The following is a 21,142-nucleotide window of genomic DNA, read 5'->3' as shown; positions in this document are numbered from 1 at the left end:
GGAGCCCCGCCTAGGGTGCGGCCCATGACCTCACCCGAAGAAGCCGTGATCAGCCCGACGGGCTGGGTGGCCCGACAGGCCCGTCTGTACGAGGAGTCCGGCGGCACGAAGGGCGCCGTCGTCCAGGGCGCGCCCTGCCTGCTGCTCGACTACCGGGGCCGCCGCTCCGGGCAGTGGCGGCGCACCGTCCTCATCTACGGCCGCGACGGCGACGACTATCTGATCGTGGCGTCCAACGGCGGCGCCGACCAGCACCCGCTGTGGTACCTGAACCTGCGCGACGAGCCCGACGTCCGGCTGCGCGTGGGCACCGAGCGGTTCGACGCCCGCGCACAGACCCTTTCGGCGGAGGACAAGGAACGCGTCTGGCCGCACCTCGTCGACGTCTTCGGCCCGTACGCCGACTACCGCGAGAAGACCACCAGGGACATCCCCGTCGTACGCCTCAGCCGCGTACGGGACTGACCGCCTCCGTCGTACGGCGATCGGGCGACCCGGGTCCGCGGCGGCCCGGGTGGCCCGGATCACCGGGACGGGACGCGTGGACTCGCCGGGCGTGGGCACGCGAGGCGGGAGAGAGTGGAGGCGCCCGCAGCCCGGTCCTCCGGGCCACCTGCGGGCCGGACGTCCGGCCCCGGGCGCGCCCCGCCTCCGATCCGCTGGAGGAACCATGACCCACCCGTTCCCCGACCCCGTACCGCCGGGACCCACCCCGGGCCCGCACCCGGACCCCGCGCCGGGACCCGGCCCCGCGCCCGACCCGGGCGGGCCGCCGCGCCCCGTTCCCGACCCCGTGCCGCTGCCGGAGCCGTCGCCGTCCCCGGTGCCGCGGCCGCCGGGTCCCGGCCCGGACCCCGTGCCGCCGGAGCCCGAGCCGCAACCCATGTGACCGAGCGCTACGCGCCGACCTCGGAGCGGTCCCCACCCCACAGCGTGTGGAACGACCCCTCCCGGTCGGTGCGCCGGTAGGTGTGCGCGCCGAAGTAGTCCCGCTGGCCCTGCGTGAGCGCGGCCGGGAGCCGGTCGGCGCGCAGCGCGTCGTAGTAGGCGAGGGCCGCGGCGAAGCCCGGTGCGGGCACGCCCTGGAGCGTCGCGGCGACCAGGACGGCACGCCAGTCGTCCTGGGCCTCGCCGATCTCCCGCGCGAAGCCCCCGTCGGCGAGCAGGCTCGGCAGGTCGGCGCGGGCGTCGTAGGCGGCGCGGATGCGGTCGAGGAACGCGGCCCGGATGATGCAGCCGCCGCGCCAGATCGAGGCGACCTGCCCCAGGTCGATGTTCCAGTCGTACGCGTCGCTGCCCGCCGCGATCTCGTGGAAGCCCTGCGTGTACGACACGATCTTGGAGGCGTACAGCGCCTGCTCGACCTGGTCGGCGAACGCGGCCGCATCCTCCTTGCCGAGCGGCTCCGCCTTCGGGCCCGCGAGGCCGCGCGAGGCGTCCCGCAGGTCCTTGTGACCGGACACCGAACGGGCGAACACGGCCTCCGCGATGCCCGACACCGGTACCCCGAGGTCGAGGGCGATCTGCACGGTCCAGCGGCCGGTGCCCTTCTGCTCCGCCTGGTCCTGGACGACGTCCACGAACGGCTCGCCGGTCGCGGCGTCGACGTGCGCGAGGACCTCGGCGGTGATCTCGATCAGATAGGAGTCGAGGCGGCCGGTGTTCCAGGTGCGGAAGATGTCCGCGATCTCGGCGGGGGAGTAGCCGGCGACGTCGCGCAGCAACTGGTACGCCTCGGCGATCAGCTGCATGTCCGCGTACTCGATGCCGTTGTGCACCATCTTCACGAAGTGACCGGCGCCGTCCGGGCCGATGTGCGCCGTGCAGGGGCTGCCGTCGGCGGCCTTCGCGGAGATCTTCTCCAGCATCGGGCCGAGCGCCTCGTAGGACTCCTTGGAGCCGCCCGGCATGATGCTCGGGCCGTTCAGGGCGCCCTCCTCGCCGCCGGACACGCCCGTGCCGACGAAGTGGATGCCCTGCTCGCGCAGCTCGCGCTCGCGCCGGCGGGTGTCCGCGAAGTGCGCGTTGCCGCCGTCCACGATCATGTCGCCCGGCTCGAGCAGCGGCGCGAACTCCTTGATGACCGCGTCCGTCGGCTCCCCGGCCTTGACCATGACGACGAGGCGGCGCGGGCGCTCCAGGGCCGCGACGAAATCCTCGGCGGACTCGGCGCCGACGAAATCGCCCTCGTGGCCGAACTCCTCGACGAGGGCACGGGTCTTGGCCGCCGTGCGGTTGTGCACCGCGACCGTGTAGCCGTTGCGGGCGAAATTGCGGGCGAGGTTGCGCCCCATCACCGCGAGTCCCGTGACACCGATCTGCGCTGAAGCACTCATGCTCTGGCTCCTGAGTTCCTGGGTAATCCGAGGTATCCCATCTGTGCGCCAGTATCACCCGGCCGCGTAGCGTGACTTCCCGACACCGTGTCCGAAGGAGGAGCCGCCCGTGCCCCATTTCGACCTGCCCTTGGAAGAACTGCGCCGATACCGTCCGGAATTGCCCGAGCCGGGCGACTTCGACGTGTTCTGGGAGAGGACCCTTTCGGCCGCGCGTGCACACGATCTGGACGCGCGGTTCGAGCGGGTCGCGACGCCCCTGTCGACGGTCGAGGTGTTCGACGTGACGTACGCGGGCTTCGGCGGGCACCCGGTCAAGGGCTGGCTCCTGGTCCCGGCGGGTGCGACGGGGCCGCTGCCCACGGTCGTGGAGTTCATCGGGTACGGGGGCGGGCGGGGGCTGCCGCACCAGCGGCTGCTGTGGTCGGCCGCCGGGTACGCGCACTTCGTGATGGACACGCGGGGGCAGGCCAGCAGCGGCTCCGCGGGCGACACACCGGACCCGGTGGGCAGCGGCCCCGCGCACCCCGGCTGTCTGACCCGCGGCATCGACGACCCGCACGACTACTACTACCGGCGCGTGTTCACCGACGGCGTGCGCGCCGTGGAGGCCGCCCGCAGTCACCCGCTGGTGGACTCCGCGCGGGTCGCCGCGGTCGGCGGCAGCCAGGGCGGCGGCATCGCGATCGCCGTCGGCGCGCTCGTCGGCGACCTCGCGGCGATCGCCCCCGACGTGCCGTTCCTGTGCGACTTCCCGCGCGCCGTGACGCTCGCCGAGCGGCTGCCGTACCAGGAGATCACCCAGTATCTGCGGACCAGGATCGGCCGCGACGAGCGGGTGTTCCGTACCCTTTCGTACTTCGACGGCGTGCACTTCGCGGCCCGCGGGCGTGCGCCCGCGCTTTTCTCCGCGGCCCTGGAGGACGAGACCTGCCCGCCGTCCACCGTTTTCGCCGCATTCAACTCCTATGCGGGATCGGAGCGTTCGATGGAGGTGTACTCCTTCAATGACCATGAGGGCGGCGGACCATATCAGGAGGATGTGCAACTCCGGTGGCTTGCGGGGCATTTGGGAAAGTGACTCGGAACCACCCGTGCAAAGCCCCCTCGGCGCCGTACTCTTGTCACGCCCACGGCCGACCGGCTAACTTGCGGCCTTGTCCTGTGGCTGAACGTATGACCAGTCCGACGTGTGTCTGAGGGGGCTTTCATGGCCTTACGAGGCCGGCATCGCCGGTACCAGCCGAGCCGGATCAACCGTGCCTCGCTCACGGTCACGGCGGGCGGGGCCGGTATCGCCCTGCCGCTGATGTCCGCGGGCACGGGCCACGCCGCGGACGTGGACACCTGGAACAAGGTCGCGGCCTGCGAGTCCACCAACAACTGGAGCATCAACACCGGCAACGGCTTCTACGGCGGCCTCCAGTTCACCCAGTCCACCTGGGAGGCCTACGGCGGCACCGCTTACGCCTCGCGCGCCGACCTCGCGACCAAGAGCCAGCAGATCGCCGTCGCCGAGAAGGTCCTCGACGGCCAGGGCCCCGGCGCCTGGCCGGTGTGCTCCCAGCGCGCGGGCCTCACCCGCGGCGGCGACAGCCCCGACCTCAGGCCCGCCACCGCCCCGCAGCAGAAGAAGGCGACGGGCGAGGCGAAGACCGACAGCGCCCCCAGGACCCCCAAGCGCACCGTCCGCGACGTCAAGCCCGAGGTGACCCCGCAGTCCACCGCGGGCACCGCCCGGATGTACACGGTCGTCCGCGGCGACACCCTCTCCGGCATCGCCGAGGAGCGCCGCGTCCGGGGCGGCTGGCCGCAGCTGTACGAGAACAACCGCCGCTCCATCGGCGCCGACCCCGACCTCATCACGCCCGGCCAGCGGCTCTCGCTGCGCGGCGCGGAGCGGGGCAAGGCCCCCGTGCGCCCGCCGGAGCGCCGCACGCCTCCCGAGCGCGAGAAGCGCCCCGAGAAGCGGCCCGTGCAGCACGACGAGAAGAAGCCCGACAAGAAGCAGGAGCGCACGCCCGAGCGCGCGAAGCCGCCGGTCAAGGAGCACAAGCCGGCGCCGAAGCCGAAGCGGGACACCGCGCCCGCCGGTCGGCAGAAGGCCGAGGCCGCCACGTCCTCGTCCGGCGCGACCGCACCCGTCTCCGGCTCCATCGGCACGCCGTACCACGCCACGGGCAGCTCCTGGTCGAAGGGCTACCACACGGGCGTCGACTTCCCCGTGCCCACCGGCACGTCGGTGAAGGCCGTCGCCTCGGGCACGGTCGTCTCGTCCGGCTGGGGCGGCAGTTACGGCTACCAGGTCGTCATCCGGCACACCGACGGCAAGTACTCGCAGTACGCCCATCTGTCGGCGCTCACGGTGAAGGCGGGCCAGAAGGTCGGACCCGGCCAGCGCATCGGCCGCTCCGGCTCGACCGGCAACAGCACGGGGCCGCACCTGCACTTCGAGATCAGGACCGGACCCGGCTTCGGCGCGGACGTGGATCCGCTGGCGTACCTGCGGGCGCGCGGGGTGCGCATCTGAGACGCTCCTCCGCCCCGGCTCTCCTCGACCCCGCGGGGGCTCACGTCCCGCGCGGGGTCAGGAGACGCTGTGCTGCTCCCGCGCGGGACGCGTCAGCGACGCCCTGGGGAACGTCGTCGTCATCGACGACGGCTGGAGCGGCATCGCGGTCAGCGGCTCGGGCACCAGCTGCTGTTCGGGGGCGGGCTGTTCGCCGGTCAGCGGGCGGCGGCCCGGCTCGGTCAGCGGGCGCTCGTCGTGGACGGGCTTGCGCTGCTCGGTGACCGTCGTGTCGTCGGCCGCGCGGGCGGCTGCGGGGGACGGGGACGGGGTGGCGTCGGAGTGCTCGGCGCCGTCCAGGGCGTCGAGGGGGCGGTCGAGGAGCTGCGTGCCGGTGTCCGTCGGGCGGTCGCCCGCCGTGGCGGGCGCGTCGCTCTGGTGCGGGGCGCCGATACGTTCCGTCGTCAGCAGGATCAGACCGCCCGCCGCGACGACGCCGCAGGCGAGCGCGACGGCCGTGCCCGCCGTGCCGTAGCGGAAGGATTCTCCGAACAGGGTGAGCCCGACCGCGGCCGCGATCACCGGGTTCACGACGGTCACCGCCGACAGCGGCGCCGCGAGGCCGGCGCCCCGGTAGGAGGCCTGCGAGAGGAGCAGCCCGCTGACCGCGAGGACCGCGATGACCGCGAGGCTCGGCACCTGCCGCGTCAGCGGCTCGTGCGCGTCCCAGTCCACCGCGACGGTCTTGGTGAACACCGAGGAGATGCCGAAGGCGATGCCCGCCGCCGTGGCGAGCAGCATGCCGCGCACCGCCGGGTGCCGGTGGGCGGCGTGCGCGAGCAGCATCAGCGTGACGACCGCCCCGGCGGTCCCGAGCGCGAGGCCGACCCGCTCGGTGTCGGCGAGCGACTGCGAGGCCGTCGCCTGCGTCAGGGAGAGCATCCCGACCAGGCCCACCGTCGCCATGATGGCGCCGCGCCACGCCGTGGACCCCGCCTTGCGGCGCACGAACAGCGCCGCCATCGGCAGCGCGAACACGATCGTCAGGGCGCCGAGCGGCTGCACGAGGCTCAGCGGTCCGTAGGCGAGCGCCACCACGTGCAGCAGACCGCCGAGGCCGTTGAGGACCACCGCGACCCACCAGGCGCCGTTGCGCAGGGGGGCGTACTGCTGCTCCGCGGACCTGGCCGCCACCTGCTCCTGGATGATCGCCCCGCCCGCGTAGGCCACGGCGGAGATCAGGGAGAGCACGATGGACAGTGCGAGGGCGCTCATGAGGTGCTCCCGGGCGCGCGGCACGACCGTGCGGAACGGTCGGCGGGGTCCCTGTGCATCCGGTGTGCCCGGTGCGGCGAGCGGTCGGCTTCCATGTTCACCACAATGTCGCGCGGAGCGCGCCAAGTCGTCGTCCCTGAGCAGTCAATCCGTCCTACTACCGATGGAGTACGACCCCCTCCATGTCCTCCCCAGGTCTGGTTGCCGGGGGGAATCGGTGGCCTGCTGTACTGCTCGGGTGACTACTCAGGAGTATCGGGAGCGCGGGATCGACTGGGCCGTCGTCGGTTCCGTCGGGGGTTTCTTCTCTCTCAGGATGGGGGAGCCCGCGGGCGGGCGCCATGTGACACTGGCCAGTTGCTACGAGAGTGACCACAGGGACGCGGAGAGTGACCCGTTGGCGTTCCGGGTCGCCAAGGTCGCCGCCCGCCTCGCGGCCCCCGAGGACCGCGTCGCCGCCTCGGTCGCGCAGCTCGGCCTCGCCGCCCGGCTGTGGTCCCTCGCGCTCGGCCCGGCCGCGCTGTACGGGCGCGTGCCCGACCTGGACCCGCACCGGCTGCTGTGGGACGCGGACGGCACCTCGCCGGACGACCTGCGGCTCACCGGCGACCGTACGTTTCCGGCCGACGCGGCCCGCGTCCACGAGGTCGTCCACGACGGCCACCTCGCGCCGCTCGCCCGCGCCCTGCGCGCCCGCTTCCGCGTCTCCCCGGCCCTGCTGCGGGGCAACGCCGGTTCCGCCCTCGCCGGAGCGGCCCGCGAACTGCACGCCTGGGCCGCCCGCGAGGGCCGCCCCGACGTGGGGGAGCGGGCCCTGGACCTCGCCGCGGAACTCTTCGCCCACCCCGCCCTCGCCGCGACCGGAACCCTCGACGGGACCGCGTTCAGACGCCGCAGCTGCTGCCTCTACTACCGCTGTCCGAACGGCGGCCTGTGCGGCGACTGCTGTTTCGACCGGCCCCCGTCGCGGTCTTCCCACGGCGCTGTGTCTGGGTGACCATGAGGGAGCCGGCCGACGACGGGGGGCTCCGCTCGTGAAAGTGGGACTGCTCACCCGCGAGTACCCGCCGGACGTCTACGGCGGCGCGGGCGTCCATGTCGAGTTCCTGGCGCGGGAGTTACGGACGCTCACCGACCTCGACGTGCACTGCTGGGGCGAGGGCTCGGCCGACGGCGTCGTGCGCCACCGCGCCTGGGCCGACCTCGACACCGCCAACGACGCGCTGCGCACCCTCTCCGTGGACCTGTCCATGGCGGCCGCGCTCGCCGGCCGCGACCTCGTCCACTCCCACACCTGGTACGCCAACCTCGCCGGGCACGTCGGCAAGCTCCTGCACGGCATCCCGCACGTCATGACCTCGCATTCCCTGGAGCCGCTGCGCCCCTGGAAGGCCGAGCAGCTCGGTGGCGGCTACGCCCTCTCCGGCTGGGCCGAGCGCACCGCCATCGAGGCCGCCGACGCCGTCATCGCCGTCTCCCGCGGCATGCGCGAGGACATCCTCGGCTGCTACCCGGCCGTCGACCCCGCGAAGGTGCACGTCGTCCACAACGGCATCGACACCGACCTGTACCGCCCCGACCCGGGCACCAGCGCCCTGCACCGGCACGGCATCGACACGGCCCGCCCCTATGTGCTGTTCGTCGGCCGCATCACCCGCCAGAAGGGCGTGCCCCATCTGCTGCGCGCCGCCCGGCACCTGGACCCCGGCGTCCAGCTCGTGCTGTGCGCGGGCGCCCCCGACACCCCGGAGATCGACCGGGAGTTCCGGAGCCTCTTCGAGGAGCTCGGCCGCACCCGTGACGGCGTCACCTGGATCCCGCGCATGCTGCCCCGCCCCGAGGTCGTCCAACTCCTCAGCCACGCGGCGGTGTTCGTGTGCCCTTCGGTGTACGAGCCGCTCGGCATCGTGAACCTGGAGGCGATGGCGTGCGGGACGGCCGTCGTGGCCTCGCGGGTCGGCGGCATCCCGGAGGTCGTCTCGGACGGCACGACGGGGCTCCTCGTGCCCTACGACGCGCGCGATCCGGAACGTTTCGAGCACGACCTGGCCGTGCTCCTGAACCACCTCGCCGCCGACCCGCGCCGGGCCGGGGCGATGGGCGCGGCCGGACGCCACCGCGCGGAGCGCGAGTTCGGCTGGAGCGCGGTGGCGCGGCGCACGCTCGATGTGTACGAGGGCGTGACGGGGTTACTCAAGTCCTAGGAGCGGCAGGGGGCGGCCATGCGCGGTGGACCTTCGGTGCTGGGGATCGTGCTCGCGGGCGGTGAGGGCAAACGGCTGATGCCGCTCACGGCCGACCGGGCGAAACCGGCGGTGACGTTCGGCGGGACGTACCGCCTCGTCGACTTCGTGCTCTCCAACCTCGTCAACGGCGACATCCTGCGCATCTGCGTGCTCACGCAGTACAAGTCGCACTCCCTGGACCGGCACGTCTCCACCACCTGGCGGATGTCGAGCCTGCTCGGCAACTACGTCACCCCCGTCCCGGCCCAGCAGCGCCTCGGCCCCCGCTGGTACCTGGGCAGCGCCGACGCCATCCTGCAGTCCCTGAACCTCGTGCACGACGAACAGCCCGACTACATCGCGGTGTTCGGCGCCGACCACGTCTACCGCATGGACCCGCGCCACATGCTGGCCCGGCACATCGAGTCCGGCGCGGGCGTCACGGTCGCCGGGATCAGGGTGCCGCGCGCGGACGCCTCCCAGTTCGGGATCATCACCCCGGCCGGGGACGGCACCCGCGTGGAGAGCTTCCTGGAGAAGCCCGCGAGCCCGCCGGGCCTTCCGGGCTCGCCGCATCAGGTGCTCGCCTCCATGGGCAACTACATCTTCACGACCAAGGCCCTGGTGGACGCGTTGCAGCGGGACGCGGAGGACCCGGACTCCGTGCACGACATGGGCGGCTCGATCCTGCCGTCCCTGACGGAGCGCGGTGTGGCGCAGGTCTACGACTTCGGCGACAACCACGTCCCCGGCGAGACCCCCCGCGACCACGGCTACTGGCGCGACGTCGGCACCCTGGACGCGTACTACGAAGCCCACATGGACCTGATCTCCGACCAGCCCGCCTTCAACCTCGACAACCGCCGCTGGCCCATCTACACCCACTCCGGCCAGCTGCCGCCCGCCAAGTTCTGCGCGGGCGGCATCGCGAGCGAGTCCGTGGTCAGCCCCGGCTGCGTCATCCGCGGCCAGGTCACCCGCTCCGTCCTGTCGCCCGGGGTGAGCATCGGCGAGGGCGCCGTCGTGCAGGGCTCGGTGCTGCACGACAACGTGCGGGTCGGGCGGGGCGCGGTGGTGCGCGGCGCCGTCCTGGACAAGAACGTCGACGTCCCGCCCGGGGCCACCATCGGCGTGAACCCGGAGCGGGACGAGGAGCTGTACACGGTGTCGAAGGGCGGGGTGATCGCCCTGGGCAAGGGGCAGCGGGTCCTGGTCGAGGGCACGTCACCCACGTACCCCTAGAACCGTGTACGTCCGGGCCGGACACCGCCGGCCCCGCTGCGACTACAGCACGCGCCTCCTGCGCCCGAGCCAGGTCTGCGCGATGACGACCACGGCAAGGAAGCCGCCGCTGACGACCTGTTGGTAGGCGGAGTCCAGGGAGCCGATCTGGTTGATGACGTTCTGGATGACCTTCAGCAGGAGCACGCCGACGAGGGAGCCGCTGAGGAAGCCGAAGCCGCCGGACAGCAGCGTGCCGCCGATGACGACCGCGGAGATCGCCTCCAGCTCCATGCCGGAGCCGAGGATGGTCACGCCGGACGCCAGCCAGGCCGCGTTGAGCGCGCCCGCGAGGCCCGCGCACAGGCCGGACAGGGTGTAGACGGCCGTCTTCGTACGGGCCACGGGCGCGCCCATCAGGGCCGCCGCGTCCTCGTTGCCGCCGACCGCGTACACGTACTGCCCGAAGCGGGTGCGCCGCAGCACCACGGCACCGGCCACGAACAGGCCCACCGTGATCCACACCGGCGCGCCGATGCCGAGCAGCTTGCCCTGGCCGAGCGTCGCGAAGAAGGAGTCCTTGTCGACGAGGTACGTCCTGGAGCCCTCGTCGGTGACGGCGAGGAGGATGCCGCGCGCGCCGAGCAGCGCGGCCAGCGTCACGATGAACGGGGCGAGCCGCGACCGGGCGATCAGCAGGCCGTTCACCAGGCCGATGAGCCCGCACACCGCGAGCGGGAGCAGCAGCGCCACCGCCGTGCCGTACTGCGAGCCCCAGGCCGCGAGCACGCCGCCGAGCGCGAACAGCGAGCCCACGGACAGGTCGATGCCGCCCGTGACGATCACGAACGTCATGCCGAGCGCGACGACGGCGAGGAACGCCGAGGACACCGCCATGTTCTGCATGTTGTCGGTCGTCATGAACGTGTCGAAGGACAGCCAGGCGGCGAGGACGGCGATCACCAGGGTGACCAGGGCGCCGTGCTGCTGGGCCAGCGCGCTGAGGCGCTCCGAGCGCGTCGCGCCGAGCGGTTCGTCCTGGGGGACCGTGCCCATGGGCGCCACCGGGCTCTCCGTGTCGACCGTCATCGCTTCCCCCTCTCGCGCGCCGCGTACACGGCCAGGATGATCACCACGGCCTGCGCGATCTGCGTCCACGACGGCGGCAGGTCGTGCTTGATGAGGGTGGCCGTGAGCAGCTGGATGAGGACGGCGCCCGCCACCGTGCCGCCGACGCGCACGCGCCCGCCGCTCAGCGGAGTGCCGCCGACGACGACCGCCGTGATCGCGGACAGCTCCATCAGATTGCCGAGCGACGTCGGGTCGCTCGCGGTCAGGCGCGCCGTCGCGAGGACGCCCGCGATCGCGGCGAGGGCGCCCGAGCACACGTACACGAGGATCAGCACGCGGCGCACCGGAAGTCCGGCGAGCCGGGCCGCCGGACGGCTGTCGCCGATCGCGAGGAGCTGGCGGCCGAAGGTCGTGCGGCGGACGACGAACGCGACGAGCAGCGCGAGCGCCACCGCGATGAGCACCAGATAGGGGACGCCGAGCAGGTCGCCGGAGCCGAGCGAGGCCATCGTCGGGTCGTGCACGTCCTTGAGCTGGGGCAGCAGGACCTGGGCGAGGCCACGGCCCGCCACCATCAACGCGAGCGTGGCGACGATCGGCTGGACGCCGATGAAGGCGATGAGCGCCCCGTTCGCGACGCCGACGGCGGCCCCGCCGAGCACGGCGACGAGCAGCGCGATCCACATGCCGTAGCCGAGATAGAGGGAGAGCAGGGACGTGGAGAGCGCCATCACCGAACCGACCGACAGGTCCACGCCCTCGCTGCCGATGGCGAGGGCCATGCCGAGCGCGACGATCAGGACGGGCGCCACCTGGACGGCCTGGGTGCGGAAGTTCTCGGCGGACAGGAAGTGCGGGGTGAGGGCGATGTTCACCAGGAGCAGCACGGCGACGCCCAGATGGACGCCGTAGTCCTGGAGCAGGCGCAGGAGGCGGTCGCGGTCGACGCGGGTGCGGCCGCCGAGGCTGAGGTCAGTCATCGTCACCTCCGGGGGCGGCGGTCGTGGCTCGCGCGGCGGGCGCGGCCGCGATCGCGCGCATCAGGCGGTCCTCCGTGACGGCGTCGCCGGTGAGTTCCTCGACGACCGCGCCGTCCTTGAGGACCACCACGCGGTCGCTGCCCTCGATCAGCTCCTCCACGTCCGAGGAGATGAGCAGCACGCCGAGCCCGTCGTCGGCCAGCTCGTCGATGAGCTTCTGCACCTCCGCCTTCGCGCCCACGTCGATGCCGCGTGTCGGCTCGTCCAGGAGCAGGACCTTGGGGTTCATGGCGAGCCAGCGGGCGAGGAGGACCTTCTGCTGGTTGCCGCCGGAGAGTTCGCCGACCTTCTGGTGCGGTCCGGACGCCTTGATGCGCAGGCGCTTCATGAAGGTGTCGACGACGCGGTCGATGCGGGCCTCGTCGACCAGGCCGAAGCGGGACAGGCCAGGAAGGGCGGCGAGCGCGATGTTCTCGCGCACCGACAGGCCCGGCACGATGCCCTCGGCCTTGCGGTCCTCGGGCAGCAGGCTCACCCCGGCGCGGATCGCGGCGGGCGTGGACCCGGTGCGCACCGGCACCCCGGCCACGACCACCCGGCCGGAGTCCGGCGGCAGCGCCCCCGCGATGGCCTTCGCGGTCTCGCTGCGCCCGGAGCCGAGCAGCCCGCCGAGCCCCACGACCTCCCCGGGCCGGATCGCCAGGGACACGCCCCGCAACTGGTGGCGGACCGTCAGATCCTGTGCCTCAAGGACGGGTCGGGCCTCCGTGTCGTGGCTCCCGCTGAACTTCGTCAGGCCTTCCTCGCGTACGTCGCCGACGTCACGGCCGAGCATCAGGGAGACCAGCCGCAGCCGGTCCAGGGCGGCGATCGGGCCGCTGTGCACCGACCTGCCGTCCCGCAGCACGGTCACCGTGTCGCACACCTCGTACAGCTCGTCCAGGCGGTGGCTGACGTAGATCACGGCGATGCCGCGTGCGCGCAGCATCCGGATCACGCCGAACAGCGTGGCCACCTCGCGCGGCTCCAGGGACGACGTCGGCTCGTCCATGATGACCACGCGCGCGTCGACCGCGACCGCGCGGGCCAGCGCCACCATCTGCTGCGCGCCGACGCCGAGTTCACGCAGCGGGCGGCGCACGTCGACGCGGACGCCGAGGCCGCCGAGGGCCTGCTCGGCCTCGCGGTGCATGCGCCGGAAGTCGATCAGGCCGAGGCGGCCGCGCGGCTCCCGGCCGAGGAAGAGGTTGCGGGCCACGCTCATCAGCGGGACCAGGTTGACCTCCTGGTAGATGGTGGAGATCCCCGCGTGCTGGGCCGCGAGCGGGGTGGCGAACTCCACCTGACTGCCGTCGTACGTGATGACGCCCGTGCCGGGTTCCGCGGCCGGGTCGGGCCGGTACACGCCGGTGAGGACCTTGATGAGCGTGGACTTCCCGGCGCCGTTCTCCCCGATGAGCGCGTGCACCTCGCCCGCGCGGGCCGTGAAGTCGACGCCGTCCAGGGCCCGTACGCCCGGGAAGGTCTTGCTGAGGCCGGTCACCGAGAGCACGGCGGCCCCCATGAGCGGCCGTGCCTCGGACTCCGTCACCGACGGCACGTCAGTACGCCTTGCCGAGGTCCGACTTCGCGTTGTCCTTGGTGTAGGCGCTGTCCTTGATAACGATGTCCTGCGCCACCTCGCCGCCCTTGGTGAAGGTGTCCAGGGTCTTGAAGGCGAGCGGCCCGAAGCGCGGGTTGGACTCGATGACGCCGTCGATCCAGCCGTCGACGATGCCGCGCACGGCGTTCTTGGTGCCGTCGATCGTCACGATCTTCACCTCGCCGGCCTTCTTGCCCGCGCCCTTCAGGGCGCCGACCGCGCCGAGGCCCATCTCGTCGTTCTCGGCGTAGATCCCGTCGATCCCGGGCTTGGACTGGATGAGCTGCTCGGTGACCTGCTGGCCCTTCTCGCGGGCGAACTCGCCGGTCTGCTTGAAGACGACCTTCAGGTCCGGGGCCTTGGCCTTGAGCCGCTCCTGGAAGCCCTTGGTGCGGTCGGTGGTGACGTTGTTGCCCGCGGCGCCGAGCAGGATCGCGATCTCGCCCTTGCCGCCGGTCGCCTCGATCATGCGGTCGGCGGCGCGCCTGCCCTGCTCGACGAAGTCCGAGCCGATGAAGCTCACATAGTCCTCGCAGGCGGCCGCGTTGATCTTGCGGTCGATGGTGACGATCGGGATGTGCTTGGCCTTGGCCTGGCGGAGCACCGGCTCCCAGCCGTCGGAGTTCAGCGGGGCGATGACGAGGAGGTCGGCGCCCTTGGCGATGAGGTCCTGGACGTCGCTGATCTGCTTGGAGAACTGCGACTGGGCGTTGGCCGTCAGGAGCTTCACGCCGCGCTTGTCGGCCTCGGCCTTGATGGAGGCCGTCTCGGCGATCCGGAAGGGGTTGGCCTCCTTCTCGGACTGCGAGAAGCCGACCGTCGCGGACTTCAGGTCCAGCTTCTTGGCGCCGTAGTCCCCGTGTCCGCAGGTCTTGCCGCCCGCGCCGGGGGAGGAGACGACCTGGCCCGCGTCGCCCTCGGCGGCGGACTCGGAGTCGCCGGAGTCGGCGCCGTCGTCCTCCGACTTGGCGCATCCCGTGGTGAGCGCGAGGCTCGCGGCGAGGCCGACGGCGAGCAGGGTGCTGGCCGACGCGCGGCCCGAAGAGCGGCCCGAGGTACGGCGAAGGAAGATGTTCGGCTTCATGGGAGTCCCCAAACGGCACGGCCCCGGCGCACACTGAGAGCGCTCACGGGAAGAACGGGTTTGCGGTCAACTCAGCGGTACGGGGAGCTTTTTACATCGTTGAAAGAAGGCTGTAAACCCTTCGCGCACGCACGCCCCGCACATCGGCGCCGGGCCGAGGCGGCCGGAACCGCCCGGAATCCGCCGGGACTTCGGGCCCGCCCCGGCCGGACGCACCGGGCGGTCCCGGCCCCCGTGCCTCACCGCCGCCCGAGCGTGCTCTCCCGCTCCACCAGCTCGAACTCCGCCGACAGCGTCCGCCCGCCCGGCTCCCCTCCGCCCGCGAGGCTGCGCAGCAGCGAGGCCACCGCGAGCCGGGCGATGGCCTGTTTGTCGGGCGAGATCGTGGTGAGCGTGACGGCGCCGAACTGCCCCTCCGCGATGTCGTCGAAGCCGACCACCGCCACGTCCCACGGCACCCGGAGCCCCCGCTCGTGCAGGACCCGCATCGCCCCGATCGCGACCAGGTCGTTGTACGCGAACACCGCGTCTGGCCGCACCCCGGAGTCCAGCATGCGCGCCATCGCCTTCGCCCCGTCGTCCCGGTTCCAGCCGCCGACCGGCCCCACCAGGGAGTCGGGCGCGGGCAGCCCGGCCGCCGTCAGCTCGGCCCGCCAGCCCTGAAGGCGCAGGTGGGCGGGGCGGTTCGCGGAGTCGGTGCGGGCGCCGAGGTAGGCGATGGAGCTGCGGCCGCGGCCGATGAGGTGGCCCACCGCGGCGCGCGCCGCGGCGACGTTGTCGATGGCGATGTGGTCGTAGGGCAGGTCGTACTCGCGCTCGCCGAGCAGCACCAGGGGCACGTCGTCCTCGCGGCCCCGCAGGTCCTCCGCCTCCAGTTCGAGCGGGCTGAGGATCAGGCCGTCGATCACGCGGGCCCGGAAGCCCTGGCTGACCAGGACCTCCTGCTCGCGGTCGCCGCGGGTGTGGTCGAGCAGGACGGTGAAGTCGTGCGCGGCGGCGGCGTCGATGACGGCTCCTGCGAGCTCCGCGAAGTAGGGGTTTCCCAGCTCGGGGACGGCGAGCGCGATGATGCCGGTGCGGCCCTTGCGGAGGTGACGTGCCGTCAGGTTCGGGCGGTAGCCGAGCTCGTCGATGGCCTGCTGCACCCGGGCCCGCATCGCCGGGGTGACGTGCTGATACTTGTTCACCACGTTCGAGACGGTCTTGATCGAGACGCCCGCGCGTTCCGCGACATCCTTGAGGCTCACCCGCACGTGCCACTCCTCGCGTCGATGTGCGCCCCGGCCCCGGGGCGTCCGGCGGCATGCGCCGCGGCCCTGGACAGCGCGCCCGGAGCCGTGCTGTCATGCCAACTGCCGTTCCTTCCAACGTTGTACAGACTCGTTGTACCGACTGGAGCGACGAGCCGCCACCCTTCCTCGACAAGGAGGATCCGTGCGCCCTAGACGATCAGGAAAGCTCCGGCACCAACTCGCCCTGCTGCTCACCGCGGCCCTGGTGTTCTCGGGGCTCGTCGCCCAGTCCACCGCGACCGCGGCGGGCGACGAGGCACCCGAGGTCCACGGCCTGAAGGGCGAGTACTACACCCAGTCCGCCCCCGGGGCCTTCGACTTCCACGAGCTCAAGGCCACCGGCTTCGACCGGAACATCGACTTCGACACCCTCGAACCCCGACTGAACCTCGCCACCGGAAAGTCCGACGACGCCACCGTCCGCTGGACGGGGAAGATCGTCCCGGAGAAGTCCGGCGCCCACACCTTCGCCATGACCGGCGACAACGGCTTCCGGCTCTGGGTCGACGGCAAGCTCGCCATCGACCACTGGGTCGACGACTGGGACCGCGAACAGACCTCACAGCCGGTCGAGTTGACCGCGGGGAAGGCCTACGACGTCAAGGTCGAGTACTTCGAGCACTACGGCGGCTCCAACCTTCACCTGCGCTGGACCGAGCCCGGCGGCACCAAGAAGGCCGTGCCGCAGTCCGCGTTCCGCCTCCCCGACGGCTGGGACTACGACGGAGCGACCGACGCCACCGTGCAGAAGGACGGCAAGGCGCTGAGGCTGGAGTTCGTCCAGGAACTCGCCGCGCCCCCCGCCGGGCTCGTCGGCCACATCGAAGCCGTCATCGGCGGCGCCAAGTGGCCGCTGGACTCGGTCCGGCAGGACCCGGCCGACCCGCGCGCCCTGCTCGTCGCCCTCAAGCAGCCCGTCGTCGGCAACAAGACCGGCACCGCCCGCGGCACCGCCGACCTGCGCTACGACGGCAAGGGCGGCCTGACCGGCACCGACGGCAAGCAGGTCGGCGCGTTCTGGAGCAGCGGCGGCAACAAGTCCACGTACGAGCTGCGCTCCAAGTGGGCGGACGACGTCGGCCCCGGCAACGCGCTGCCCGAGTACCCGCGGCCGCAGCTCAAGCGCGCCGACTGGCGTAATCTCAACGGCAGTTGGCAGTTCGCCGCAGCCAAGGAGGGCGAGCGGCCACCGGTCGGCAAGAAGCTCAAGGAGAAGATCCTCGTCCCCTACCCGGTGGAGTCCCAGCTGTCGGGCCTGCAGCGGCACGAGGACCGCATGTGGTACCGCCGCACCTTCACCGTCCCGGCCGGCTGGAAGGTCGGCGACCACCGCGGCGACCAGCGGCTCAAGCTGAACTTCGGCGCCGTCGACTGGCACGCCAAGGTGTACGTGAACGGCGCCGAGGTCGCCGACCACAAGGGCGGCTACGACAAGTTCAGCGCCGACGTCACCGACGCGCTGAAGCCCGGCCGCACCCAGGAGCTGATCGTCGGCGTGCACGACCCGACCGACGCCCCGGGCGGCCCGAACCCGCCGGTCGGCAAGCAGCGCCTGGACCCGTCGGGCATCTGGTACACGCCGTCGTCCGGCATCTGGCAGACGGTGTGGATGGAGCCGGTGGCCCGCGACCACGCCGAATCCCTGAAGATCACCCCCGACGTCACGACCAGGCAGGTCGCCGTCGAGGCCAAGGGCGTCCGCGCGGGCGTGCCCATCAGGGCGGTCGCGTACGAGGGGAAGAAGAAGGTCGCCGAGGCGAGCGGCCGCACCGGGGAGCCGCTGAAGCTCACCCTGAAGAAGCCGCGCCTGTGGTCGCCCGACGACCCGTTCCTCTACGACCTGAGGGTCACCGTCGGCGGGGGCAGGCACGGGGGCAAGTACGGCGCCCGCGCGGACGAGCTGCGGAGCTACTTCGGGATGCGCTCGATCTCCGTGGAGAAGATCGACGGCACCCCGCGCACCGTCCTCAACGGCAAGCCCACCTTCCTCATGGCCACGCTCGACCAGGGCTTCTGGCCCGACGGCCTGCACACCGCACCCACCGACGAAGCCCTCGCGTACGACCTGAGGATGCACAAGGAGATGGGCTTCAACTCCGTGCGCAAGCACATCAAGGTCGAGCCCGACCGGTGGTTCTACTGGGCGGACCGGCTGGGCCTGATGGTGTGGCAGGACATGCCGTCCATGCGGGCCGAGCGGAACCCGGACGCCGCCGCCCGGGCCCAGTTCGAGCACGAGATGAAGCAGATGATCGACGAGCACGGCAACAGCCCGTCCATCGTCATGTGGGTCACCTTCAACGAGGGCTGGGGCCAGTACGACCAGGGCCGTATCGCCGAACAGGCCAAGGCCTGGGACCCCACGCGCCTCGTCAACGGCATGTCGGGGCTCAACCTCGGCGCCGACGGCGGCAAGGGCGACCTCATGGACGAGCACGGCTACCCGAGCCCGGCCCTGCCGCCCCGGCCCGACGGCCGACGGGCCCTGATCAACGGGGAGTACGGCGGCCTCGGACTCGCGGTGCCCGGCCACGCCTGGTCGGTGCAGCAGAGCTACGTCGACGTCGACCCCGCCAAGTACACGGAGGAGTACCTGACCAAGCTCCGCGAGGTGCGCGCGCTCGCCTGCAAGGGCGGCAACGGCGCGGTCTACACCCAGATCTCCGACGTGGAAGGGGAGTTGAACGGCCTGCTCACCTATGACCGCAAGGTCGTCAAGCCCGATGTGCCACGGCTGCGGGCCGCGCACGAGTCCCTGATCAAGGACGCCTCGCAGGCGCCCGTGCGGGGCTGCGCCTGACCGACCGATGTGCTCCGGTCCGTCCGTGGGGGGCGGGCCGGGGCACATCTCCCCGCGCGGGGCCGTGGCCGGAACCAGGCCCCGGCCGACCGCACGCCACACCCGCACCACCCTTGACGAGTAGACGCACGCGCCCGAAGAATGAGCGCGCCCGAGGTAGTGACAACGTTGTCCAAGGAGGCGTTCCCACCCATGAGATGGACCCACCGGCTGCGCGGCGCGGGGACGGCGGTGGTGGCGACCGCGCTCCTCGGCGGCGCCCTCACCATCCCGTCGGCCGACGCCGCTGCGCGCGGCGAGCGCCTGACCGACCTGGTCAACCCGTTCATCGGCACCGAGAACGAGGGCAACACCTACCCGGGCGCCGCCGTGCCCTTCGGCATGGTGCAGCTCTCGCCCGACACCGGCCACAACACCGGCTACGACCACTCCGACACGCACATCCGGGGCTTCTCCGCGGTGCATCTGTCCGGTGTGGGCTGCGGGCTCGGCGGCGACCTGCCGGTCCTGCCGACGACCGGGGACGTGACGGAGACCGACTACGCCAAGTACGCCGCCGAGTTCAGCCACGACACGGAGACGGCCCGCCCCGGCTACTACAAGGTCGGCCTGAAGTCCGGCATCGGCGCCGAGCTGACCGCGACCGAGCGCACCGGCGTGCAGCGCTACACCTTCCCCGCCACCGACAAGGCCAACGTCCTCATCAACGCGGGCCAGTCCCTGCACAGGACCGTCTCCACCGACGTCGAGATCCTCGACCGCCGCACCGTCCGCACGAAGATCACCGGAAGCGGCTTCTGCCAGGACACCAAGCCGTACACGCTCTACACCGTCACCCGCTTCGACCGGCCCTTCACCTCGGCCGGCACCTGGAAGGGCGGCACGGTCACCGCGGGCTCCCGGAAGTCCTCGGCCGACGCCGAGCGCAACGGCGCGTACCTCCGCTTCGACACCTCCAAGGACCGCACCGTCGAGGCGACGACCGCGCTGTCCTACGTCGACGCGCGGGGCGCCGCGCTCAACCTCCGTGCGGAGGGCGGGCGTTCGTTCGGCCGTGTCGAGCACGCGGCGCGCGCGAAGTGGGAGGACCGGCTCGACGACGTGCGCGCCCAGGGCGGCGACAAGACGCTGCGGCGCACCTTCTACTCGTCCCTGTACCGCTCGTTCCTCGCGCCCAACATCGGCAGTGACGTCGACGGCCGCTACACCGGCTGGGACCAGAAGACCCATCGTGCGAAGGGCTTCACGTACTACCAGAACTGGTCGCTCTGGGACACCTACCGCACCCAGGCCCAGCTCCTCGCGCTGCTCGCCCCGCGCGAGTCCCGGGACATGGCTCTGTCGGTCCTGAGGATCGACGCCGAGAGCGGCTGGCTGCCCAAGTGGGGCTACGGCACCGTCGAGACGAACATCATGACCGGCGACCCGGTCACGCCGTTCCTCACCAACGCCTACCAGCAGGGCCTGCTCAAGGGCCATGAGGAGGAGGCGTACCGGGCGCTGAAGAAGAACGCAGACGGGGTGCCGCCCGCCGACGCGGCGCCGGTGGGCCGCGAGGCCAACAGGGAGTACATCGCCGAGGGCTTCGCGCCCTACGTCAAGGGCCGCCCGCACGCCAAGCCCGGTGACTCCGACTACGACCACGGCGCCTCGGCCACGCTGGAGTACGCCCTGTCGGACGCGATGCTCGGGCAGATGGCGCGCGAGCTGGGGCACGAGAAGGACGCCGAGCGGTACGCGGCGCGGGCCCAGAACTACCGGAAGATCTTCGACGGTTCGACCGGGTTCTTCCGGGCGCGGGACAAGGCGGGGGCGTTCACCGGACCCGCCGACCCGGCCAAGAGCGAGGGCTTCCACGAGGGCACGTCCTGGCAGTACCAGTGGCTGGTGCCGCAGGACCTGCCCGGCATGGTGGACCTCATCGGCGGCAAGCAGGCCACGAACGGCCGCCTGGACTCCTTCTTCGCCTACGAGCAGCTCCTGAAGGACCCGGCGAGGACGGCCCGCGAGGTGTGGGTGAACGGTCCGTACGACTACTACAACGCGGACAAGTACAACCCGCAGAACGAGCCCGACCTGATCGCCCCGTACACGTATCTGTCGACCGGCCAGCCGTGGAAGACGACCGACGTGGTGCACGCCGCGCTGACGCTCTTCACGGACACCCCGACCGGCATGACCGGCAACGACGACCTCGGCACCATGTCCGCCTGGAACGTGCTCTCGTCCATCGGGATCTTCCCGGTGCAGCCGGGCACGGACACCTGGGGCCTGTCGACGCCCGTCTTCGAGCGGGTCGACCTCAGCCTGGACCGCCGCTACTACCCGCGCGGACGGTTCACGGTGAAGGCGCCGGGCACGTCGCCGGAGCGGCGGTACGTGCAGTCGGTGAGCGCCGACGGCGCGGACTACGGGCGGACGTATCTGCGCACGGGCGACATCCGCGGGCTGCGGGAGCTGTCGTTCGCCGTCGGGGACGAGCCGTCCACGTGGGGAACGTCACCCGAGGCGGCGCCGCCCGTGGTGAGGTGACCGTCCGCTCGCGGTGAGGCGTCGCCACTGACGTCCCACGAGGCCCGTCCTTCCCGGCGGTTTCCGGGAAGGACGGGCCTTAATCTGTTGTTAACTGTGTGTAGCTAGATCGTACTTGACCGTAATTGTCGGTGGGTGATTGGCTGCTGGCTCCGCTGCCGACCGCCGACACGAG

General features: G+C 72.0%; 16 protein-coding genes. 9 read left to right on the top strand and 7 right to left on the bottom strand.

Going from position 1 to position 21,142, the window contains the following annotated elements; all coding sequences use genetic code 11:
- Nucleotides 1-24 precede the first annotated feature (24 nt).
- On the top strand, nucleotides 25-465 hold the full coding sequence (locus tag AB6L24_RS04845; RefSeq protein WP_405652462.1) for a nitroreductase family deazaflavin-dependent oxidoreductase: 441 nt from the start codon (nucleotides 25-27) through the stop codon (nucleotides 463-465).
- Between the two features lie 205 nt (nucleotides 466-670).
- Nucleotides 671-889 (top strand): hypothetical protein, encoded by a 219-nt coding sequence (locus AB6L24_RS04840; protein ID WP_405652460.1) that lies wholly within the window; start codon nucleotides 671-673, stop codon nucleotides 887-889.
- Between the two features lie 7 nt (nucleotides 890-896).
- Here AB6L24_RS04840 and gndA read toward each other — a convergent pair whose 3' ends face one another.
- The gene (gene gndA, locus AB6L24_RS04835) at nucleotides 897-2,336 is read right to left on the bottom strand and encodes an NADP-dependent phosphogluconate dehydrogenase (RefSeq protein WP_405652458.1); all 1,440 of its coding nucleotides are present in this window, start codon (nucleotides 2,334-2,336) and stop codon (nucleotides 897-899) included.
- Between the two features lie 109 nt (nucleotides 2,337-2,445).
- Between gndA and AB6L24_RS04830 the strand changes: the two genes are divergently transcribed.
- Together AB6L24_RS04830 and AB6L24_RS04825 are read left to right on the top strand one after the other, a co-directional pair.
- Nucleotides 2,446-3,417: an acetylxylan esterase gene (locus AB6L24_RS04830; RefSeq protein WP_405652456.1), complete on the top strand. Its 972-nt coding sequence runs from the start codon at nucleotides 2,446-2,448 to the stop codon at nucleotides 3,415-3,417.
- Between the two features lie 129 nt (nucleotides 3,418-3,546).
- A complete protein-coding gene (locus AB6L24_RS04825) occupies nucleotides 3,547-4,866 on the top strand; it encodes a transglycosylase family protein (RefSeq protein ID WP_405652454.1) in 1,320 nt (439 codons plus the stop codon).
- A 57-nt stretch (nucleotides 4,867-4,923) separates the two neighbouring features.
- On the opposite strand, the gene AB6L24_RS04820 is transcribed toward AB6L24_RS04825, so the two are convergent.
- Nucleotides 4,924-6,120: a DMT family transporter gene (locus AB6L24_RS04820; RefSeq protein WP_405652452.1), complete on the bottom strand. Its 1,197-nt coding sequence runs from the start codon at nucleotides 6,118-6,120 to the stop codon at nucleotides 4,924-4,926.
- A gap of 316 nt (nucleotides 6,121-6,436) precedes the next feature.
- Here AB6L24_RS04820 and AB6L24_RS04815 point away from each other — a divergent pair, with 316 nt between their 5' ends.
- The 3 genes from AB6L24_RS04815 to glgC are packed head-to-tail and all read left to right on the top strand — an operon-like array spanning nucleotide 6,437 to nucleotide 9,587.
- Nucleotides 6,437-7,117 (top strand): (2Fe-2S)-binding protein, encoded by a 681-nt coding sequence (locus AB6L24_RS04815; protein WP_405657035.1) that lies wholly within the window; start codon nucleotides 6,437-6,439, stop codon nucleotides 7,115-7,117.
- A 37-nt stretch (nucleotides 7,118-7,154) separates the two neighbouring features.
- Complete coding sequence (gene glgA, locus AB6L24_RS04810) at nucleotides 7,155-8,324, top strand: glycogen synthase (RefSeq protein ID WP_405652450.1); 1,170 nt, start codon at nucleotides 7,155-7,157, stop codon at nucleotides 8,322-8,324.
- An 18-nt stretch (nucleotides 8,325-8,342) separates the two neighbouring features.
- Nucleotides 8,343-9,587, top strand: coding sequence for a glucose-1-phosphate adenylyltransferase (glgC, locus tag AB6L24_RS04805; protein ID WP_405652448.1), 1,245 nt, complete (start codon nucleotides 8,343-8,345; stop codon nucleotides 9,585-9,587).
- 42 nt (nucleotides 9,588-9,629) lie between these two features.
- Here glgC and AB6L24_RS04800 read toward each other — a convergent pair whose 3' ends face one another.
- The 5 genes from AB6L24_RS04800 to AB6L24_RS04780 all read right to left on the bottom strand — a co-directional run bounded on the left by AB6L24_RS04800 (nucleotide 9,630) and on the right by AB6L24_RS04780 (nucleotide 15,596).
- Nucleotides 9,630-10,655: an ABC transporter permease gene (locus AB6L24_RS04800; protein ID WP_405652446.1), complete on the bottom strand. Its 1,026-nt coding sequence runs from the start codon at nucleotides 10,653-10,655 to the stop codon at nucleotides 9,630-9,632.
- Nucleotides 10,652-11,617 (bottom strand): ABC transporter permease, encoded by a 966-nt coding sequence (locus tag AB6L24_RS04795; protein ID WP_405652444.1) that lies wholly within the window; start codon nucleotides 11,615-11,617, stop codon nucleotides 10,652-10,654. Before AB6L24_RS04795 ends, AB6L24_RS04800 begins: the two co-directional genes overlap by 4 nt.
- Nucleotides 11,610-13,181, bottom strand: coding sequence for a sugar ABC transporter ATP-binding protein (locus AB6L24_RS04790; RefSeq protein ID WP_405657034.1), 1,572 nt, complete (start codon nucleotides 13,179-13,181; stop codon nucleotides 11,610-11,612). Before AB6L24_RS04790 ends, AB6L24_RS04795 begins: the two co-directional genes overlap by 8 nt.
- A gap of 37 nt (nucleotides 13,182-13,218) precedes the next feature.
- A complete protein-coding gene (locus tag AB6L24_RS04785; protein WP_405652442.1) occupies nucleotides 13,219-14,343 on the bottom strand; it encodes an ABC transporter substrate-binding protein in 1,125 nt (374 codons plus the stop codon).
- A 239-nt stretch (nucleotides 14,344-14,582) separates the two neighbouring features.
- Nucleotides 14,583-15,596 carry a LacI family DNA-binding transcriptional regulator gene (locus tag AB6L24_RS04780; RefSeq protein ID WP_405652440.1) on the bottom strand — a complete coding sequence of 338 codons (1,014 nt, stop codon included), beginning with the start codon at nucleotides 15,594-15,596 and terminating at the stop codon, nucleotides 14,583-14,585.
- 181 nt (nucleotides 15,597-15,777) lie between these two features.
- Between AB6L24_RS04780 and AB6L24_RS04775 the strand changes: the two genes are divergently transcribed.
- Nucleotides 15,778-18,435 carry a PA14 domain-containing protein gene (locus AB6L24_RS04775; protein WP_405652438.1) on the top strand — a complete coding sequence of 886 codons (2,658 nt, stop codon included), beginning with the start codon at nucleotides 15,778-15,780 and terminating at the stop codon, nucleotides 18,433-18,435.
- A gap of 192 nt (nucleotides 18,436-18,627) precedes the next feature.
- Nucleotides 18,628-20,967 (top strand): GH92 family glycosyl hydrolase, encoded by a 2,340-nt coding sequence (locus tag AB6L24_RS04770; protein ID WP_405652436.1) that lies wholly within the window; start codon nucleotides 18,628-18,630, stop codon nucleotides 20,965-20,967.
- Nucleotides 20,968-21,142 lie beyond the last annotated feature (175 nt).

The organism is Streptomyces sp. RK9, from assembly GCF_045070545.1.
GTDB lineage: Bacteria > Actinomycetota > Actinomycetes > Streptomycetales > Streptomycetaceae > Streptomyces > Streptomyces alboflavus.
Note: the sequence above shows the minus strand (reverse complement) of the source record. Positions and strands in the feature narration are given on the sequence as shown.

What these genes read in the sequence shown, in the direction of transcription:
- AB6L24_RS04845 (WP_405652462.1), top strand. Translation starts at nt 25, where the DNA reads ATGACCTCACCCGAAGAAGCCGTGATCAGCCCGACGGGCTGGGTGGCC.
- AB6L24_RS04840 (WP_405652460.1), top strand. Translation starts at nt 671, where the DNA reads ATGACCCACCCGTTCCCCGACCCCGTACCGCCGGGACCCACCCCGGGC.
- gndA (WP_405652458.1), bottom strand. Translation starts at nt 2,336, where the DNA reads ATGAGTGCTTCAGCGCAGATCGGTGTCACGGGACTCGCGGTGATGGGG.
- AB6L24_RS04825 (WP_405652454.1), top strand. Translation starts at nt 3,547, where the DNA reads ATGGCCTTACGAGGCCGGCATCGCCGGTACCAGCCGAGCCGGATCAAC.
- AB6L24_RS04820 (WP_405652452.1), bottom strand. Translation starts at nt 6,120, where the DNA reads ATGAGCGCCCTCGCACTGTCCATCGTGCTCTCCCTGATCTCCGCCGTG.
- AB6L24_RS04815 (WP_405657035.1), top strand. Translation starts at nt 6,437, where the DNA reads ATGGGGGAGCCCGCGGGCGGGCGCCATGTGACACTGGCCAGTTGCTAC.
- glgC (WP_405652448.1), top strand. Translation starts at nt 8,343, where the DNA reads ATGCGCGGTGGACCTTCGGTGCTGGGGATCGTGCTCGCGGGCGGTGAG.
- AB6L24_RS04800 (WP_405652446.1), bottom strand. Translation starts at nt 10,655, where the DNA reads ATGACGGTCGACACGGAGAGCCCGGTGGCGCCCATGGGCACGGTCCCC.
- AB6L24_RS04795 (WP_405652444.1), bottom strand. Translation starts at nt 11,617, where the DNA reads ATGACTGACCTCAGCCTCGGCGGCCGCACCCGCGTCGACCGCGACCGC.
- AB6L24_RS04790 (WP_405657034.1), bottom strand. Translation starts at nt 13,181, where the DNA reads ATGGGGGCCGCCGTGCTCTCGGTGACCGGCCTCAGCAAGACCTTCCCG.
- AB6L24_RS04785 (WP_405652442.1), bottom strand. Translation starts at nt 14,343, where the DNA reads ATGAAGCCGAACATCTTCCTTCGCCGTACCTCGGGCCGCTCTTCGGGC.
- AB6L24_RS04770 (WP_405652436.1), top strand. Translation starts at nt 18,628, where the DNA reads ATGAGATGGACCCACCGGCTGCGCGGCGCGGGGACGGCGGTGGTGGCG.